16 protein-coding genes and 1 pseudogene are annotated in these 19,863 nt (G+C 44.9%); 14 read left to right on the plus strand and 3 right to left on the minus strand.

Annotated elements, in window-relative coordinates:
- Window positions 1-225 precede the first annotated feature (225 nt).
- Together PV783_RS19800 and PV783_RS19805 are read left to right on the plus strand one after the other, a co-directional pair.
- Window positions 226-3,852, plus strand: a complete 3,627-nt coding sequence (locus PV783_RS19800) for a hypothetical protein (RefSeq protein ID WP_420989289.1) — start codon at window positions 226-228, stop codon at window positions 3,850-3,852.
- A 209-nt stretch (window positions 3,853-4,061) separates the two neighbouring features.
- A complete protein-coding gene (locus PV783_RS19805; protein WP_420989290.1) occupies window positions 4,062-5,600 on the plus strand; it encodes a glycoside hydrolase 43 family protein in 1,539 nt (512 codons plus the stop codon).
- Window positions 5,601-5,665: 65 nt separating this feature from the next.
- Here PV783_RS19805 and PV783_RS19810 read toward each other — a convergent pair whose 3' ends face one another.
- The 3 genes from PV783_RS19810 to PV783_RS19820 all read right to left on the minus strand — a co-directional run bounded on the left by PV783_RS19810 (window position 5,666) and on the right by PV783_RS19820 (window position 7,521).
- Window positions 5,666-5,923: a hypothetical protein gene (locus PV783_RS19810; protein WP_420989291.1), complete on the minus strand. Its 258-nt coding sequence runs from the start codon at window positions 5,921-5,923 to the stop codon at window positions 5,666-5,668.
- Window positions 5,924-5,963: 40 nt separating this feature from the next.
- On the minus strand, window positions 5,964-6,323 hold the full coding sequence (locus tag PV783_RS19815; RefSeq protein ID WP_079473061.1) for a nuclear transport factor 2 family protein: 360 nt from the start codon (window positions 6,321-6,323) through the stop codon (window positions 5,964-5,966).
- 508 nt (window positions 6,324-6,831) lie between these two features.
- Window positions 6,832-7,521 (minus strand): hypothetical protein, encoded by a 690-nt coding sequence (locus tag PV783_RS19820; protein ID WP_420989292.1) that lies wholly within the window; start codon window positions 7,519-7,521, stop codon window positions 6,832-6,834.
- A 120-nt stretch (window positions 7,522-7,641) separates the two neighbouring features.
- On the opposite strand from PV783_RS19820, the gene PV783_RS19825 reads away from it, so the two are divergent.
- The 12 genes and pseudogenes from PV783_RS19825 (at window position 7,642) to PV783_RS19880 (ending at window position 19,860) form a co-directional block, all read left to right on the plus strand.
- Entirely contained in the window at window positions 7,642-7,875 is a 234-nt protein-coding gene (locus PV783_RS19825) for a hypothetical protein (RefSeq protein WP_143313733.1), read from the plus strand.
- Window positions 7,876-7,896: 21 nt separating this feature from the next.
- Window positions 7,897-8,394: pseudogene (locus PV783_RS19830) on the plus strand (tellurite resistance/C4-dicarboxylate transporter family protein); the annotation flags it as partial.
- Window positions 8,395-8,412: 18 nt separating this feature from the next.
- A complete protein-coding gene (locus tag PV783_RS19835) occupies window positions 8,413-8,934 on the plus strand; it encodes a MarR family winged helix-turn-helix transcriptional regulator (protein WP_420989293.1) in 522 nt (173 codons plus the stop codon).
- A gap of 1 nt (window position 8,935) precedes the next feature.
- The gene (locus PV783_RS19840) at window positions 8,936-10,132 is read left to right on the plus strand and encodes an FAD-dependent monooxygenase (RefSeq protein ID WP_420989294.1); all 1,197 of its coding nucleotides are present in this window, start codon (window positions 8,936-8,938) and stop codon (window positions 10,130-10,132) included.
- Between the two features lie 121 nt (window positions 10,133-10,253).
- Window positions 10,254-10,514, plus strand: a complete 261-nt coding sequence (locus tag PV783_RS19845) for a hypothetical protein (protein WP_420989295.1) — start codon at window positions 10,254-10,256, stop codon at window positions 10,512-10,514.
- Between the two features lie 74 nt (window positions 10,515-10,588).
- A complete protein-coding gene (locus tag PV783_RS19850; RefSeq protein ID WP_420989296.1) occupies window positions 10,589-11,050 on the plus strand; it encodes a MarR family winged helix-turn-helix transcriptional regulator in 462 nt (153 codons plus the stop codon).
- Between the two features lie 4 nt (window positions 11,051-11,054).
- On the plus strand, window positions 11,055-11,486 hold the full coding sequence (gene arr, locus PV783_RS19855; protein WP_420989297.1) for an NAD(+)--rifampin ADP-ribosyltransferase: 432 nt from the start codon (window positions 11,055-11,057) through the stop codon (window positions 11,484-11,486).
- Window positions 11,487-11,660: 174 nt separating this feature from the next.
- Entirely contained in the window at window positions 11,661-12,251 is a 591-nt protein-coding gene (locus PV783_RS19860) for an RNA polymerase sigma factor (protein WP_420989298.1), read from the plus strand.
- Window positions 12,252-12,375: 124 nt separating this feature from the next.
- Window positions 12,376-13,413, plus strand: coding sequence for a FecR family protein (locus tag PV783_RS19865; RefSeq protein ID WP_420989299.1), 1,038 nt, complete (start codon window positions 12,376-12,378; stop codon window positions 13,411-13,413).
- A gap of 4 nt (window positions 13,414-13,417) precedes the next feature.
- Window positions 13,418-16,990: a SusC/RagA family TonB-linked outer membrane protein gene (locus PV783_RS19870; protein ID WP_420989300.1), complete on the plus strand. Its 3,573-nt coding sequence runs from the start codon at window positions 13,418-13,420 to the stop codon at window positions 16,988-16,990.
- A 19-nt stretch (window positions 16,991-17,009) separates the two neighbouring features.
- The gene (locus PV783_RS19875) at window positions 17,010-18,377 is read left to right on the plus strand and encodes a RagB/SusD family nutrient uptake outer membrane protein (protein ID WP_420989301.1); all 1,368 of its coding nucleotides are present in this window, start codon (window positions 17,010-17,012) and stop codon (window positions 18,375-18,377) included.
- A 10-nt stretch (window positions 18,378-18,387) separates the two neighbouring features.
- Window positions 18,388-19,860 carry a TlpA family protein disulfide reductase gene (locus tag PV783_RS19880; RefSeq protein WP_420989302.1) on the plus strand — a complete coding sequence of 491 codons (1,473 nt, stop codon included), beginning with the start codon at window positions 18,388-18,390 and terminating at the stop codon, window positions 19,858-19,860.
- The last annotated feature ends 3 nt before the right edge of the window (window positions 19,861-19,863 follow it).

The raw sequence follows: 19,863 nt of genomic DNA on the forward strand, positions 1-19,863 counted from the left end.
AGACAAGTCTTCAAATTTTCTTCTTTCAGTTTTATTTTAGCGATATCCCTGATCTTCCTCTTTTAACTATATTCCTGGATCTCCCAACAATCAACGTATCAGGCAAATAATATGCGTGTGCAGCAATAGCAGACCTGTTCCCGCTGTTTAATCTGCCCCCTGTAACTACGTGTACCTCACTACACGCAATCAACTTCTTTTTGTCCAACGCTAAAATTTGTGTTTATGAAAGTAGTAGATTTACCCTCAAACTTCCAATGTACACGATCCTTTTATTTCAAATCACCCACGCTTCTTCTTACCCTCATTCTCCTTATCATGGCGGGATTTCGCGGTATGGCGCAATCAGCCAACTTAGACCAGGGCGCCAATGGTAAAGCCACGGCGCCCACTTCTCCGGTTGACTGGATTAACGGTAACCTGAACAGCAACCAGGCACATTTTCTGGAGGGATATTCTGTTCCATACCGGGCCATACTAACGAACCTTGTTGTGAATAAGACGTATACCCTCGTGGTTGGATTAGATATCATGAACGGAGGTAAACATGCACTGGATTATATTACGCAATTTCAGCGGCTGGAACCACATGGCGTATTCCTCCATACAACGGAAACGGTGAATCCAATATTAAACATTACCGGTTTCCCGGTAAGCTATTTTACATCTACAGATGTTGAACCCATTCCGGCTCCGTCCAGCGCCGGATCGCCTGTTTCCGGGCAGCCCGCCACCAGCTTCAATGCGTTACCTGCCGCTGAGCGGGTAATGACCGGTTACAACGCAGACCTGACCAGTGTGGTGTATGCGTCCGAGGGAAGTCTTACTGCCTCCCAGTCGGAAACAGTAATCAACATCACTTTTAAGGCGTTAAAAGAAACAGTGGTACTCGCCTGGGGCGGACATATAGCCAGTATTATCGATTGGGGAAAAGATCCTGTTACCGGAGAAACCAACTCGGCTTCTTCTATCAACGGATCTCCCTATCATATGCGGTTAAAAAACTGGATCATCGATGGTAATGTAGTCAGCATTGGCAACCAGGACAGATCCCTGAAAACAGATGCTGTTTTTATTCCTCCCAAATGCACGGTTAGCGGCCCTGCTACAGGTTGCATGGAAACGTCTTCATTAAGCTACACCTCAACTGTAGATGATGCTACAGGGCTTACCTATCTGTGGAGTATCATTGGTAGTAATACGGCCAATGCAAAGATCGTAAATAATACCCTTGCCAATATACAGGTAGTACCGGTTGGTGCTGCATTTACAGCAGGCACGTTCAACCTTCAACTGATTGTTACCCGCGACGGACTTTCGGATACCTGCTACCTTGGTTCTCATATTAACCCAGGGCAGACGATCACCATCACAAAGGTAATGGCCAACGCAGGAGCCGACCAGTCTATCACCCATCTTGATACTGCTTATCTCAGCGCATCCGCCAGTGGAGGTACTGCACCTTATACATTCAGCTGGAGCCCTGTTACAGGACTTTCAGATCCAAATATTTATAATCCTGAATTCATCCCAACAGGTACCGGAACATTCCAGTTTGTTGTAACGGCTACTGACAACAACGGCTGCTCCGGAAAAGATACGGTAGTGATTACGGTGATCCAACACCCTGTATCGCCCTGTGTAATTGACGGCCCTGATCCCGTTTGCCCGGGTTCAATCAATGTTTACAAAGGTCCGTTGCCCTCCGAGGTGGGCTCCTATAGCTGGAGTATTACCGGCGATGGCAGCATCACAGGCTCGATCAATAAAGATACCGTAACCGTACTGGCAGGAAGCACCTGTGGCTCCTATAAGCTGCAACTCATTACCACTACGCCTGATGGTAAGGTAACAAATACCTGTGAACGGATCTTATATGTAAAAGATACGATCGCACCGGTTCTTTCCGGCACCGCCCCCGATGCCTCCATTACCTGCTCAAAAGACCTTCCGGCGGCACCCGCAATCACGGCTTCCGATAATTGCCTCGCCGACGTGAAAGTACAGATGAGCCAGGAAACAACCGACAGCACGTGTGTGAACAAGTTTACAGTAGTACGTAAATGGTGGGCTGCAGATGCCTGTGGTAATACCTCCGACACCATTAAGCAAACCATTACCGTTAATGATAACGTTAAACCGGTTATCAGTGCAGATTTTGATAAAGAGGTAAACCTGGAATGCTTAAAAGACATCCCTGCATTGCCTTCCCCGACCGCTACAGATAACTGCGACGTTGCGCTTACACCGGTATATAGTGAAACCGGCAGTGGTACCGCATGCGACTCTACGATTATCCGCACCTGGATATTTGCAGATGTTTGCGGCAACAGCGATTCCGTTAAACAAACCATCCATATTAAAGACAACACAGCACCGGTTCTTTCCGGCACCGTTACCGACCTTCAGTTAAGTTGCGCCAAAGATATACCTGGTCCGCAATCAATAACAGCCAGTGATAACTGCAGCCATGCAACGGTATACTCCTCTGCTGTAATAACAGACAGCACCTGTGTGAACAAATTTACACTGGTACGTAAATGGTGGGCAGCAGACGCCTGTGGTAATACATCAGATACCCTTAAACAAACCATTGTAGTAAATGACAACATTGCTCCTGTGGTGATATCCAAAGGGAATGATAAACTGGTAAATTGCGGCGCTGCCGTCACTTTTGACACGCCAACATTTACTGACAACTGCGGCAATACATTCAGTGTAACTACCAGCGACAGAAGAGAAGGAACCAGTTGTCCGTTCAAATATATCAGACGCTGGACTGCCACCGACACCTGTGGTAACTCCACCTATGTAGAGCAGGGCATTACCGTAAGCTGCTGCGTGAGCTATTGCACTTATACCCAGGGATTCTATGGCAACAGAGGCGGCGTGGGATGCACTCCGGGAGGAGGATCATTTACCGCGCAACAAATGATGGCAAATGTAACAGATGCACAGCCAGGCGACTCTGCCATCTTCGGACTGAAATCGACCGGTAAGTTCTTCACGCTTTTCCTGGGCGATATTACCAACAGCAGCATATTCAATATGCTGCCCGGCGGCGGTACCCCTGTTGCATTGAAAGGATATGCTACCTACAGTAAAACGGCTACCTGGCCAAATGTTCCGATATCCACCGCAAAGACAACATTGGGTAAAATCAACAATGTTCTCCTGGCACAAACAATGGCCCTGTTCTTCAATATGGGCGTTACACCTACATTGCCAGGACTCACTATTGACGGGGACACCCTGTTCACCGCCCAACTCACTACCTGTGGCAGCAGCACCCCTGTATCCAAAATAGATACATTCAGGTTGCCTTCCAGCGTAGTAAACTACCTGTCGTCTACCGGGCAGTCTACTGTTCAGGGATTATTTATGCTTGCCAACAAATACCTGGGAGGTCAAACTGTCAGCGGAGTGAGTATTTCCGATGTAAATGCGGCAATAAATGCCATCAACAATGGATTTGATAAATGCGCTGTATTGATAGGATGGGGTAAATCTGTGGCGCCTGTCAGCAATGTTACCAATATATCATACAGCAATGCTGACCAGGCAATCCTTAGCAAGGAACCGGCTCCACAGAAGTTAACAGTTACCGTATTCCCGAATCCGTATTCAGAGGTGATCACGTTCCGCTATGTAGCGCCTGAAACAGGTAAAGCACAACTGATCCTTTATGATATACAGGGACACCAGGTAGATGTTATCTACAGAGGAGTAGTTAGTAAGGGTAGCACACAGCAGATAGAATATCATGTAGCAGATAATTCCAGAATATTACTCATCTATAAATTAATAGTAGGGCAATCTTCCGCCAGCGGAAAAATTGTACCTGTAAAATAATTTTGCTTGTTGTTGTTTGATCTGTTGAGAACAAGAGGGCCCGGATTAATATCCGGGTCTTCTTTATTTTCAGCCAAAATGATGATAGCACCGGTTGTCTGAACCGCATCTTGTAATATTGTTGTGAAATCTATTATCTTGCCGGTATCCGCCTACAGCTGTCAGCAGAAAGACGACATATTATTTGAAAAAACGAAATACAGTGATCAATGAAAAGAACGTTAGCATTATTTACGCTCCTGTTGAGCGTCACCACTATTTTCTCACAAACTACCAAAAGCTGGACACCCGATTTGGGCAACGGATATTTTAAAAATCCCCTCATGTGGGGCGACTGGCCAGATCCGGACATTATCCGGGTAGACGATAAATTCTATTTTATTTCCACCAGCATGCATTATGTGCCGGGCTGCCCTATTGCTGTTTCCCGCGACCTGGTAAATTGGGAGATGGCAGGGTATGCAGTTTCAAGATATGAGGAAGATCCCCGTTATGATATGAAAGGGGGAGATATGTACCTGAGCGGCTCCTGGGCCGCCACCATCCGCTATCACGACAGCACCTTTTATGTGGGATTCTGCACACCCCGGATGGAATCAAAAGAAGGACATTTTTCCATTTGTACCGCCAAAAATATAAATGGCCCGTGGACAAGAACAATATTCAATGAGTACCTATATGATCCGGGACTCTTTTTTGATGATAACGGCAAGGTATATGTTGCGCATGGACAGCAAACGCTTTATATCACTGAATTAAACAGCGATGCGAAGTCTGTAAAAGTTCCCCGGAGGAAGATTTACGACAATCCCGGCTTTCCATATCTTGAAGGATCACATCTTTACAAAATCAATAATAAATACTATATACTCGGCTCTACCGGCGGTACACGGGGCCGCGAGGTTTGTTTACGTTCAGATAGTATCTATGGTCCTTATGAATCGAAAGTAGTGATGCAGGATGATCATACCTATCCCGGCAATGGCTTGCATCAGGGCGGTATGGTACAGTTGAAAGACGGCTCGTGGTGGTTTATTATTATGCAGGACCGCGGTCCTATTGGCCGTGTGCCTAATCTCGAACCTGTTACCTGGATTGATGGCTGGCCCATACTGGGCAAAAACGGGATAGGCGTGGATACCTTCCCTAAACCTGTGACCGGAGTAACCTCCCCTATTACTGTTCCTGCCAGTTCCGATGAATTCAACTCCCCCGAACTCGCATTACAATGGCAATGGAACCATAATCCCGATAACAGCAAATGGTCGTTGCGTGAACGGCCGGGGTATCTTCGTTTAAAGGCAGGTAATGCTTCCACACTATTTCATGCCATCAATACTTTGAGTCAGCGGGTAGAAGGTCCGTTTTCAGAAGGCACTGCAGAAATAGATATCAGTGGAATGAAAGATAATGACATAGCAGGTTTGGGTATATTCCAGGTTCCTTATGCGTATGTGGCAGTCCGGCAAACCGGTGGCAGAAAGGAAATTATAATGGCTAAAAATGACAGCGTTGTAGCAGTTGTTAATTTAAAGCGTAATAAAATCTGGTTTAAAACCAGTGTAAGGGAGAAAGACTTTACTGCAACTTTTTCCTATAGTACAAACGGCAGAGATTTTCTTCCTATTGGAAACGAGTTGAAAATGGGTCTGGGGCTGGACTGGACAGCCAACCGGTTTGCATTATTTAATTTCAATACCGGCGCCTCTGCAGGTGGCCATGTAGATATTAATTGGTTCCGGCGGTAACTTAGGATAGTATAAAAAGGAGAAGACCTGCATAATGCAGGTCTTCTCCTTTTGGTATCTGTATTTTACTTAGATCGTTTTTCTTCCAATTCTTTTATCCGGTCACTGAGCGCTGATAGCAATCGCTCCTGATTCAATATCAGTTGCTGCTGCTTCTCCAGTTTCTTATTCTGATCAATCAGGTACAATGTTAGTTCCTCAATTTTCCTCATTTGATTTTGTTGCATCTCCCCTGCATCTAAACCATCCTTAATAATTTCAGCTTTGGTTGGTATATCAGGCAGATGTTTATTACCGGCAATATGCATTTCCAGTTCTGACAATGACGGCAAAACTTAACCTGGCTGGTTAACCTCTGATCTGTTACATGAAGAACTGTTCTGAAATAATTTTACCATCTTTCACGTGATATACGCAAAGCTCATTCATCTTTGTACGATCCCTGCCAATCAGTTTTATATCCATTGTGAGTGTGAAAGCAATAACATTTCCCGCGATCAGTGGCGGCGAAACAACAGTACCATACCTGGCTTCCACCATAGCGCTGAACTTCTTATCTTTCTCAATTAAAGCCTCCAACCCCCTGGTTTCTTTTTCAAAGCCCGGGATAGCATATGGCTCTATGCTGACTGCATCATCCGCATACAGTTCCTTTTGTGCCACATCAAATTTTTCTTCCCGGCAAAGCCCGGCCAAACGTGCCGCAATTTGTTCTACTGTCATGAAATAAGGTTTTTATTGATGAAAATAAAAATACATCTTGTTTATGCATAACTAAAATATTTCTATGGCTATGCCTGTTAAGTTTCTCCATCTGATCATACAGGATTGCACTTCGATATACGACACGAAATTACTCCCTGGCGGAACTACGGAAAAACAAATCCGCCGCTTTTGCCGCTTTTTGCCGGATTATGTCGGTAAAATATCCCCAAAAGAGTGATATTTTACATCGACGACATTCAAAATATCTTTAGAAAGAGACAAGATTTTTCCAGGACCCAACCAATAATTTGGAATCCTAAGTGTATGGGGAGTGTATGGGAAGTGTATTGTGAGTGTATTGTGAGTGTATGGGGAGTGTATGGGGAGTGTATAGGGACTGTATGGAGACTGTATAGGGAATACGACACATACACGAGTCCTAAGTAACTGAGAAGTAACTGAGAAGTATCCGATAAGTATTATAGCACCTTTTGAAAGCCCAACAAGATCTGGCGATGCCCTCATTTTATTTATTACTGAGCCTGACTACGTATTTTTTCAACTCATCACCGGTTTCAGCTTCAGCCAATATAAGGTATTCATCAAGCAGTGCCGGGTCTTTTACATATTCATCAATGGCCTGCAGGCACCCAATCTTATGATATTGCTCCTCAACTGTTTCCCACGATTGCTTCAATAATACTCTTATATCCGGATAACCCAGCTTTGCCAGCGCCAGCAAGGATATCCGGCGGGTATATTCATCATTGCTATGGTAAAGGTCTAAAAGTATGTGCTCTATTTCGGGTGTCAGGGTATCGAATTTCTTTTCGAAACAGGCTGCAAACTGATACTTTGCATCATTATACTCAGCTTGGGATAGTTTAGATACCGCCCTGGCAAGAATCATAAAATCACCGGCCGACAGATCACCGATGTTTGACAATGCCGGCGCATGGGATAACCATGCAATCATTCTCCCGATATCCCAATGCCGGGCAATAAGATAAAGCAGATGAGCCAGGTCTTCATCATCCAGCTGATTGATTTGTTTGGCAGCAAGCAGGGTTGAAAAATACGCTTCTATCGGTTTCCACTCCGGGTAACTGGCATCATCAATTTGCAGATCATGGATCTCTTGCGGAGAATAGTTTTCCAACAGCCATTTTTTGAATGAGGTGACAAAATTTTTAAGTATGGTTTTATGATCTGTCATGTTAACAATTGAGAAACAGGGAAAAATTTAATTCTTTCTCTCCTTATATTCAAAAAATAAAATAGTCAGGTCAAAAGATTATTCTGCGCAGTAAATCTTAAATTACATAAAACCCTGATCATGCTTAAAGCTGGACTCGCACATCCTGGTCAACCGGTCAACACCACTTCACTGGAAAATTTCTTCCCTGGTTATTTTGCGCTGATAATGGCTACTGGTATTGTTTCCATAGGAATGTTCCTCTGGTCTTATACCCGGATGGCCGGCATTTTCCTCGGTTTAAATGTATTTTTTTACCTCCTGTTATGGATCATCCTTATTCTCCGGATTATAAAATTCCCGGTAGTGGTTTAGAACGATCTTCATCATTCGGCCAGGGGCGTTACCTTCCTCACGCTGGTGGCGGGTAACAATGTGCTGGGCAGCCAGGTGGCGCTTATCACCGGCCGCATGGATATTGCGCTGATATTATGGATAGCGGGGTTTGTACTCTGGATATTGTTGTTGTATACTTTCTTCCTTGTAAATATTATGAAGGAGCCCAAACCTTCCCTGGAGCAGAGCATCAATGGCGCCTGGCTGTTGATTGTTGTATCTACAGAGTCGGTGGCTGTTTTGGGCGCCATCATTGCCAACAGCAGCGCGCTTCATTGGCTCATTGCATTTATTTCACTATGTACCTATATGATAGGTGGCATGTTTTACTTTGTGCTTATCGGGCTAATTCTTTATCGCTGGCTGTTTTTCAGTATGAAAGCAGAAACCCTTATACCACCCTACTGGATCAATATGGGTGCGGTGGCCATCATTACACTGGCCGGCTCCCGACTTGTTATGTATGCGCATACACACCAAACACTCAGTGAGTTCTAAAAAAAAACGCAAAAGCATTTGGAATATTACTTGCAAACCATTTATCTTTGCATCCAAGATACTTGGCACATGAGTAAAAAACAACCAGACGACCTGCTTAACAAGTTCGGAGCTACAAGCCGGCTGTATTCCGACGCTTCCATTTTTATGCACGAAGCTATTGCGCGAAAGGCGGGACTTTCAGCCACTGACCACAAGTATTTGGGGTTCCTTGTTCAACATGGCTCAATGACAGCAGGTGAACTGGCAAAATATACGGGCCTGACCACAGGCACAGTTACAGGGTTGATAGACAGATTTGAAAAGAAAAAATTTGTATCCAGGGAGTTTGACAAAACAGATAGGCGTAAAGTTATTATCGTCCCCAATATACCGGTAATTATGAAAGAACTGGGTGGCATATTTAATGAAATAGAAACCAAAATGACTGCCCTTTTTAACTCCTTCAATAAAAAAGAATTGGCACTGATTGAAAATTATATGCAGTCAGCCATTAAAATCATGCAGGAAATAACTCACAAATTAAACAACCCTATATAAAATGGAATTACAATCAAATAATAAAGTAATAATAATAGGCGGTGGCATTGCCGGTTCATCAATGGCTTTATTTCTTAAAAAGATAGGAATAGCGTCCGCAATTTTTGAAGCCAACGAAACAACATTTTCAAACGGTGCAGGATTAAACCTTGCACCCAATGGAGTATCTGTATTAGCCGAATTAGGTTTGGCTACTAAAGCGATTGAAAGCGGAAGTATTGCGGTAGATGGAATATTTAAAAACGCTAAAGGAAAAAAACTGGCAAAAGTAGGGTTTTCCAATGCAGCAAAGTATAAATATCCAAGTGTGAATATTAAAAGAGCAACGCTCGCTGATATGATGCACGATGAGCTGGTGAAACAAAACATACCGGTTTATTTCAGCAAAAAACTACAAAGTATTTCACAAACCGAAAATGAAGTAACAGCAACATTTGAAGATGGCAGTCAGGCTACAGGAAGGATTCTTATTGGAGCGGATGGCGTAAGAAGTATTGTTAGAAATTATGTATTAGACACGCCTATGAAGCCCGGTTTTACAGGTGTTGTTGGCGGCGGTGGCTTTGTAGATAAAAATAAAATTCAAAACTTAACGCCATCAGATAGCAACAATATAAATTTTATTTATGGTAAAAATGGATTCATTGGCTACACAGGGGTGAATAAAAATGAGTTAATGTGGTGGACAAACATCATGGTAGCTAATCCATACACCAGGGAAGAACAAATAAATTTTAACAAAGAAGCAGAAAGAAAAAGTTTGCTGAATCAATATGCGGCTTACAGTTCCCCGATTACCGACATCATAAATAATTCTTCAGATTTTATCCGGCTCAATGTTTTTGATATTCAATTTTTACCCAGGTGGTTTAAGAAAAACTGTATACTCATTGGAGATGCGGCACATGCCGTAAGCCCAAATTCAGGACAAGGAGCTTCCATGGCTTTAGAGGACGCCATGCTTTTAGCAAAACTCATCCGTGATGGGAAGGAGTTGGAAACTATCTTCTCTACCTTTGAAAAAATGCGCAGACCACGCGTTGAAAAAATTGTGCTGGAAGGAAGAAAAAGAGGAAGCGACAAAGTAATTGTAAGCGCATTTCAGCAAAAAATAAGAGAACTTATGATTAGAATATTTGTAAACGCATTTGCCGAAAAAAGCAATCACTGGTTATTTGATTATAAAATAGAATGGTAACTAAAAAATAAACTGCGGGTTTTATTTTTACGTGATTTCCCCGTCACTTTCCATCAGGTAAGTATGTACATTTTTAGAAAGTATCACCGTAACTTGTATAACAAGACAAAATCTTGTATCTATGTTAAACAGGAGATCTTTTCTAAAGTCTACCGGCAGTTTTAGCGGCTTATTCCTGCCTGTGATGTCATTTCCCCAATTTAATATGATTGCCGCAAATGACCAGCCATTACTAACAAAGGCTACATTAAAAAATTCTTATTGGTATATCGGGCATTTACTGTCTGTCCTGCTCAAATCAACAGACACAAATGGACTTTTCTCGCTTTTAAAAGTGACGGAAATAAAAGGCTTGGAACCGGTGCAAATCCTGGCCAGATAAAATTTCAGTTTTATTTTGACGACTAAGTATTTATTATTTATCTTTACAATTAAGATAATTAATAATCAAGATATATGCCTGCTAAAGAAGAAATCAGGAAACTAAGGAAGCTAAGTCAGCAATTTGCCTATACTTCCATCCAAATGCACGAAGCCATTGGCAGAAAAGCAGGCATGTCCGGCACGGACCATAAATATTTAGGGTTTTTACTGCAGCAGGGGCAAATGACAGCCGGGGAGTTTTCTAATATAACGGGCCTGACCACCGGCGCGGTTACGAGCTTAATAGACCGTTTTGAGAAGCAAAAACTGGTAAAACGACAAGCTGATAAAGCAGACCGCAGAAAAGTTATCATCGTACCGGATACAGAAAAGATAACGGCGCTGTTCAAACCCCTTTATGGAGATTTTCAAAGCAACACCGAAAAACTGTTTGGTACATTTTCATCAGGAGAATTAAGAGTTTTGGAGAAGTATTTCTCGGAAGCAATGGAAATAATGGACCGTAAAATACAAACGATAAATCAAAAACAATAACGCAATGAGTACAACCGACACCCAGGCACCTATTCTGAGTCTTTTTTCTCAGACCTTCTTTCATGGCACCAAAGCGGATTTAAAAATCGGGGATCTTATAGAAACCGGTTTTAACTCAAATTTTGTGGACAGGCAATTAAAACACATTTACCTCTCCGCCACCCTGAATGCAGCTATCTGGGGCGCTGAACTGGCCGCGGGAGACGGACGGGAAAGAATATACCTGGTAGAAGCAACAGGCCCGCTGGAAGATGATCCCAACGTAACCGATAAAAAATTCCCGGGCAATCCTACAATGTCCTACCGCTCCACACACCCATTTAAGGTAGTTGGTGAGGTTACGGTATGGCAAAAACATTCACCGGAGCAAATCAAAGCGATGAAAGATGGGCTGGAAATGCTGAAACAGCAAGGGATTATGGTGATAGAGGAGTAAATAACCGGAGAAGCGCGCCAGCGCTTTTAAATGATATGGTAATCCCGCCGGACTTCCTGCTGGTGGGTATCAAAGACTTATATGAGATTTTGAATTAACACTCTCCCAATGGTTTGAAATGTAAAACATTTTTAGCACCTTCGCACATAAGCCAAACTGAATCGTGCAGGATTTATGACCGATGACAAAGATATATGGGATGGTTTTCGTTCAGGAGATGAATCTTCCCTGCAAATTATCTTTGACAGATATTATACCCCGTTATTCAACTATGGTCACAAGTTTACGCAGGATGACCACATCATAGAAGATGCCTTGCAGGACTTATTCGTTAAGCTCTGGAAACAACGGGAATCCATTAATGCCACCGAATCAGTTAAAAACTATTTATATAAGTCGTTCCGTAGAGTATTGTTGCGCATGCTGGATATACAGCAGCGCAAATACAGTTTCCTGGTCCTGGACCAGTGGATGGACGCGGATCAGGAGCTGGCTTACGACCAAACAATGATCAGCCGCGAAAGGCTGGAGACCATACGCACCAACCTGGGTCGTGCACTGGAAAAAATGACACCGCGACAAAGAGAAATTATCCACCTCCGGTATTACGAGGAAATGGAATATGAAGAAATTGCTGCCCTGATGCAGATTTCCGTTTCCAGTACCTATAAATTGGTATATAAAGCAATAGATGTACTACGGACTTATCTGTCCAAAACTGATCTCCTTATTTTGACTGCTGTTATATCCTTGAAAAAAATCTAAGATCGCCCTGTTTTTTAAAGTCGTAATTAGAAATTATTCATTTTATCGTCCTTTAAATAAAATTATTATTTATTTAATACAGGAAGGGATAAAATTTTAAAGGGTCGTGTATATATAATCAGGCATGGAACATCAGCACAGCGATTACAATCATTATACCACTACGTCTTTTTTTAAAGATGAGCAGTTCATTCAGCATGTGTTGAAAGCGGATGATCTGTCTGTGGCTTATTGGGAGCGTATTTCCGGTGAATACCCGGACAAAAGGGCTGCAATGGAAGAAGCCCGTGCCTGGATACTGCTCATCAACAAACAAAAGCCGTATCAACCAGCCACCGGCAAGTTGCAGCTTTGGGACAAAATTGCCAACCAGATAGCAGCTGATGAACAAAGGCAGCAACGGGTGTACCGGCCGCTGAAAATTGCTTCCAGGTGGATAGGCGCTGCTGCAGCAGCCCTGATACTATTAGTCGCCTTACGGGAATGGTCCTCATTGGGAGAAAAGAAATTCAGTACCACTTTTGGTAAACGGGAACAGGTAGTATTACCGGATGAAACGGTTGTTACCTTAAACGGCAACTCAGCCATCCATTATGCACGCACCTGGAAATCAGAAAAGCCAAGAGAGATCTGGCTGCAGGGGGAAGCATTCTTCGAGGTAAAACATGTAGCCATGAAGAACCGCCTGCAACAATCAGACTCTTTCCTGGTACATGTGAGCAACCTGGAACTAAAAGTATTAGGTACGAAATTTAATGTCCGCAACCGTCGCAGCATCACTGAAATCTCCCTGCTGGAAGGTAGTCTGCGAATTGAAAAAAACGGCACCGGAGCCTTTGTCAAAATGCTCAAACCGGGAGACGCCTTCATGTACGACAGCAGCAAACAGGTATTGACCGCCATGAACAGGAATCCACAGGCCAACAAGGCATGGACCAACAACGAAATGGACCTGGATGGTTACACACTTTCTGAAATACTGAATGTGCTGGAAGATACCTATGGCTATGAAATCAGCTTACAAGCGCCGGAACTGGCACAGAAAAAGCTTTCGGGAACTGTGCCCGCTGCCAATGCCGACGACATCCTTTTTGTTATCAGAAAGGTGTTTAATCTTAAAATCGATCAAAAAGCAAATCATTTAATTATCAGCCAAAATTAGGAGAATGAATAAACGAATATTATTTGTCATGTGTTTCCTGCTGGGAACACTGCCAGGAAGTTTATTTGCCCAGCAACAAGTGAAATTAAAAGCTGCTTTAGAAGAAGTAAAGGCCGTTTACGGTACTAAATTTTCATATGAAGCTCATCTGCTGGACAACATCTATGTTAATTTTAAAAGTCCGCTGACGAAGAAAGAACCGGTAGAAAGTGTCCTGAAAGATTTACTCTACAAAAAAGGATTCATCTTCCTTTACGTACAGGAAAACTACTACACCATCATCAGGGATACCCGGCCCGATAAAGGAGAAGAGGCGCGGGAAGCAACAGGCAGCGTTGCATCTGCCACTGCGTCCGATGATTATGTACAAACAATCACCGGCGTAGTCACGGATAAAGATGGTCACCCGCTGGTAGGTGTCACCGTGATCCCGGAAGGCTTTGCCATCCGGTTCGGTTCCATCACCAGCAGTGATGGCCGCTATACCCTTCGTTTGAAAGAGAAAACAAACGCCATTATCTTCACCTTCGTGGGCATGAACCCGTTGAAAGTAGACGTGGACGGCAAAACCGTGATCAACGCCAGACTGGAAACAGATGTACGTCAACTCCAGGAAGTAAGTGTGGTGTCTACCGGTTACCAATCTATACCTAAAGAACGCGCTACCGGCTCCTTCAGCCAGATTACCGCGAAAGAAATCAGAAGCGTACCTGCCGTTAACCTGATGGAACGCCTGGAAGGGGTAACACCCGGCGTACGCTTCGACGTAAGAAACAACCAGATTACCATACGCGGCGTCAACACCCTTAATGGTAGCGGAAGCCCGCTGATCGTGGTAGATGGATTCCCTGCGCTTGACCAGGAGCTGTCCAACCGGCTCAACAATAACGCCAGCGGCGGCGCCATACTGAGCAGGTATAACCCGGAAGATATTGAATCCATTACCGTACTGAAAGATGCTGCCGCCACCTCTATCTGGGGAGCCAAAGCAGCTAACGGTGTGATTGTGATCACTACCAAAAAAGGAAAAAAGAATTCTTCTTCCCTGAACTTCAGTACAAACCTGAGCGTTTCCAACCCCGCCAATATGAAAAATCTGAACCGCATGAGCAGTGCAGAATATATTGACCTGGAAAAAGAAATGAAAGGCCTGGGTTTCTTCAGCGATCCCGCCCAATGGGATAACAGCTGGATGACTTTCAACCAGAACAAGCCGGTAAGTGAAGCCCTGGAATGGATGTTCAAGGTAGACCGCGGCACCGCTACCGCTGCGCAACGCGATTCAGCCCTCACCGCGCTCGGCAATATGGATAACCGCGGCCAGATCCGCGACCTGCTGCTGCAACGCGCGGTTTCACAACAATACAATCTCTCCTTCTCCGGTGGCGGACAAAACAGCACCTACTATGTATCTACCAACTATACCCGCGACCTGCCGGTATTCAGAGGTAATAAAGGTGAAAACTACTTTGTTACAGCCAACATGAGTAACGAACTATTTAATGACCGTGTAACAGTAAATACCGGTATCAATTATAACTATGCCAACGGCCTGTCCAACACCGCTGCGCTGAATGCAATCGGTGAAGGCCGCCAGGGCCTCCGCCCTTACGAAATGCTCGCGGATGCCGCCGGCAACCCTATTGCCCGGTCTATCGATTTCCGCGATGAAGTAGCCGCCGACTTCCTCAACAAAGGCTACCTGCCCTGGACCTACAGCCCCCTGCAGGAACTGAACTACGGCAATACTACCGACAAGGAAAACCGTATCCGCCTGAATGCAGATATCAATACAAAAATTACCGACTGGGTGAATGTAAGTGTGGCCGGCTCCCTGCAACGTAACAACGGGGAAGATGTATATCTCTCTAACCTGAACAGCTACGAAACAAGAACGCTTGTAAACACCGGTACTACTGTTGGCGCCAATGGCCGCTTGATATATGGCGTACCATACGGCGGTAAAATGATCAGTCATAACCGTACGGAAACCAGCTATGGATTACGCGGACAGGTAAACGTAAATAAATCCTGGGGCACTCTTTTCAGTCTTAATGCACTGGCAGGTACTGAAATCCGGGAAAACCAGGCTACCAGCTACCAGCAAACCAGGTTTGGATTTGATGAAGATACTTACTCTTCCGCTTCCTGGAATCCAACCACTCCCTATATGACCGTGATGGGCTGGAGCACCAGCCTGGGATATAGTGATGGTAGCATTCTCCGGTCTATCAACAGGTTTTTATCGTACTACGGTAACGGCGCCTTATCCATCCTCAACAACCGTTATGTGGTGTCCGGAAGCGTAAGATTTGATGATTACACCCTTGCCGGCGCCTCCCGCAGTCAGCGCGCCAAACCGCTATGGTCTGCCGGTGTGAAATGGGATATTACGTCTGAAGACTTTATGAAAGATGTAAACTGGATTAACAAACTCGGACTTCGTCTTACTTACGGAACAGCCGGATCTGTTCCCACCAGCGCCAGCAATGCGGCCATCCTTTCATTAAACGGCCTGGATCCCATCACCCGCGAACCTTTTGGCAGTGTAATATCCCCCGCCAATAACCAGATCAGCTGGGAGCTTACCCGCACCACCAACCTGGGGCTTGACTTCAGCGTATTAAACAGTCGCCTGAATGTGACCTTGGATGCTTACCGCAAACGCACTACTGATCTGCTCTGGACATTCCCGATCAATAGTACCTATGGCTGGTCCTCACTCGCCTATAATGCCGCCAGCATGACCGGTCACGGTTTTGATGTAGGCATCCGGGGAGAAATCATCCGGGGACATAAATTCGGATGGGCATCTACCTTTAACTTCTCTTATAATACCAACAAGGTAACTGATTCCCGCTTCACCAAACCTACCAGCAGCCTGGCCGTAAATGGCAGTACCCCTATTGTGGACATGCCGAATGATTATGTATATGCTTACCGTTGGGCCGGACTGGACAACAAAGGCCGTTCCCAACTATATGATAAAAATGGAAAGATCATTTCAGCAGATGCGGGCAACAACACCATCACCCAGGAAGACCTGGTGTACATGGGCCGTACCACACCTCCTTACTTTGGTGGCTTCTTCAATGACTTCAACTATAAGTCATTCACTTTCGGTGTGCGTATTACCTATGAAATGGGCCACGTATTCCGCCGTCTTTCTATTGAGAATTATCCGGACTACGCCACCAACAATTACTACGGCGTGATAGGCACCCAGAAGGACCTTGCACTGCGCTGGCGTAAACCCGGCGACGAACAGTTTACCAATGTTCCGGGTCTTCCCAATGTAACTACCAACAGCAGTAACCGTTACAAAATGTCTGATCTGCTGGTAGAAAGCGCCAGTCATATCCGCCTGCAACAAATCAATATCGGTTACCAGGTGCCATCAGCAGCACTCTCCCGCCTGATGGTAAAATCGGTAGGGGTCAACTTCTCGGTTAGAAACCTGGGTATCATCTGGCGTGAAAACAAATCAGGACTGGATCCCAGCTATGTGATGAGGAACAACTATTCCAACCTTCCTCCATCACCCAGTTATTTCATGAGTTTGAACGCTTCTTTCTAACACAGAAAAAATGACCAAGATGAAAATGAAATTTGTTTATATATCGCTGCTGGCTTTTTCAATGGGTGCTGTTTCCTGCCGCAAATATGTGGAAGTAGAACAACCCAACCAACGCCAGTTTAAATACACAGCAGATTTTGAAAAACTGCTGAACAATGTGGATGTAATGGAAAAATCGGCCAGCATGCCGATTCTTTCCAGCGACGACATTAACCTCGAAAGCAATACCAGCATGCAGAACCTCCTGACCAACGAGTTAGGAAACATATATACCTGGGCCGACACTTATTATACTTCCGATCAAGGCGACGCCGGCTGGGATGCACTCTACAATCTGGTGTATGTATGCAACCAGGTTACTTCTTTCGTCATGGAAAGTGAAAACGGTACCACGTTGCAAAAGCAGCGTATTTATGCAGAAGCACAGGTACAACGTGCCACCACCTATCTCACGCTGGTGAACATCTACTCCCGTGTGTATAACAGCAGCAGCGCGGCTTCTGACATGGGAGTACCGCTGTTGTTGTCGCCCGATCTTTTTGTAAGCTTACAACGCCCATCCGTACAGGCCGTGTATGATCAGATCATCAAAGACCTGACCGCCGCCATTCCTGTGCTGCCGGACGTAACCACCAACAACCTGCATCCTAATAAAGCGGCCGGTTATGCAGTACTCGCAAGAACGTATCTCTACATGCAACGCTATCCGGAAGCAGCAGAAAATGCAGCAAAGTCGCTCTCCTACCAGTCAACCCTGCTCAACCTGGGCGACTATGCAGATGGCGCCAAAGCATATCCGAGAAGACTGGAGAATCCCGAAGTACTCATGTCGAAAGAAGCTACCAGGCCCGGCTATCTTAATCTGCCGCTCAGCAGCAAGCTGGTGAACCTGTTTGATACCCGTGATGTACGGTACTCCCTGTTTACCCGTAATGGCAGCACCTTCCAGCCGGCCTTCACCGGACGCGGTTCTTACCGTGATATGGTATTCCAGTACGATAACATCGCCGTTGGCGTATCGATACCGGAAATGATGCTCACACAGGCAGAAGGTCTCGCAAGAGCAGGTAACACAAACGATGCCATGACCCTGGTCAATTCCCTGCGTCAGCATCGCTTCAAAGCCGCAGATTATACCGCACTCACCGCTGCCGATGCGCCCGCCGCATTACGTATAGTCCTCGACGAAAGAAGAAGGGAACTGTTTGGTACCGGTCTTCGCTGGTTTGATCAGCGCCGGTTAAGCAGGGAACCAGCTTTGGCGGAAACCGTTACACGCGACTTCAAAGGCACCACTTATACACTCACTGCCGGCGACCGTTACGTGTATCCTATCCCTCCAAAAAATATTGAATTGAATCCTGAATTATTGCAGAACCCAAGATAAAATTAAGGATATGAGAAGAACAATAGGTTTAATCGGATGTGGTCTTTTACTCGGTACTGCTACCGTATTTGCCCAGCAGATCAACAAGGAGCAATACAGGGATGCAGCCCCCAAAGACCTCATCAAACAAACGGCGCTCAACGAGCAACAGCTGAGTACCATTCAGCGTTATTTCCAGTTTGAGCTGAAAGACACAAAAAGAGGACAGGAACTACAGGAACTGCTGCTTCAGAAATATCCCAAAGGAGCCACCGCCCGCCTTGCGGCCTTTCATAAAGCTTCCGGTGCGAAAACAATGGAAGCCTTAATCGCGCAATCCGAAGATTTTCTGAAAGCATTTCCATATGACGAGTGGCACAAAGAGCCAATTGGACAAGAGTTTATTTACTATACCACTTATCGTACATTAGGCAGTTCCTATTTCGATACCAAACAGTTTGATAAATTCCTGGAGTTATCATCTCCCCTGAACTTCAAAACAGAAAATGAGCTGTATCGCTGGAATGTGATGAGGGCCACTGTTTTCAAAATCGTGGGCCCTGATACTCTCTTCAACATCTCCACCCGGATGATCAATGAACTGGTGAAGAAAGTGAACGACGGGTCTTATGAGGAGCAAGGTGTTTTCAATAAAGAAACCGCCGCCGCCAATGCCGCCGAACAACTCGATAATGAACTCACCAACCATATTACCCTGCTGCATAGCATGAAAAAATATGCGGAAGCAAAAAAATACTTCCCGCATCTTTCTGCAAAGGGAGCCTATGGCAAAGCTGAACTGAATGTGCTCCACCTGGACATCCTGCAGCAAACCGGCGATCAGCAAGCCATTCAGCCATTCCTTGAAAACTGCGTAAGGGCCAATGCCATGACAGCCCCCATGTTCGACAAGCTGAAGGAAATATATACCGCCAAAAACAAAGATGGCAAATATGATCAATACCTCGAAAGCCTGAAATCCGTGAAGGATCAGGAAACACTCATCGCCGAAGTAAAAGCCGGCATGACCAATAAAGAATATGTGCCTTTTGCCATGCAGGACCCGGAAGGGAAAACGGTAAGATCCAGCGAATGGGGCAACAGAATTGTGGTCCTGGACTTTTGGGCAACCTGGTGCAAACCCTGTATCAGCGCGTTTCCCGGCATGCAGATGCTGGTAGATAAATACAGCAACGATCCACAGGTAGCTATTTACATGGTAGGTACTATGCAGTACGATAATTACAAAGAAAAATCAGAAGGGTATATCAAACAACAAGGCTTCCGTTTCCATTTGCTGCATGATAACATCGATAAAGCAACCGGTCACCAGGATGCTGTTTTCAGAACTTTTGTACCCTTCTTCAACTCTTCCGGTATCCCGAGAAAAGTAATCCTGAAAGATGGGGTCATGCGCTATACCGCAGAAGGCTATTCCGGTAGTCCGAGTAAACTGGTAGATGAACTGACCTATGCGATCGAACTTTTAAAAGCAGAAAAATAATTT

The organism is Chitinophaga sp. CC14 (genome assembly GCF_048957795.1).
Lineage (GTDB): Bacteria > Bacteroidota > Bacteroidia > Chitinophagales > Chitinophagaceae > Chitinophaga > Chitinophaga ginsengisegetis.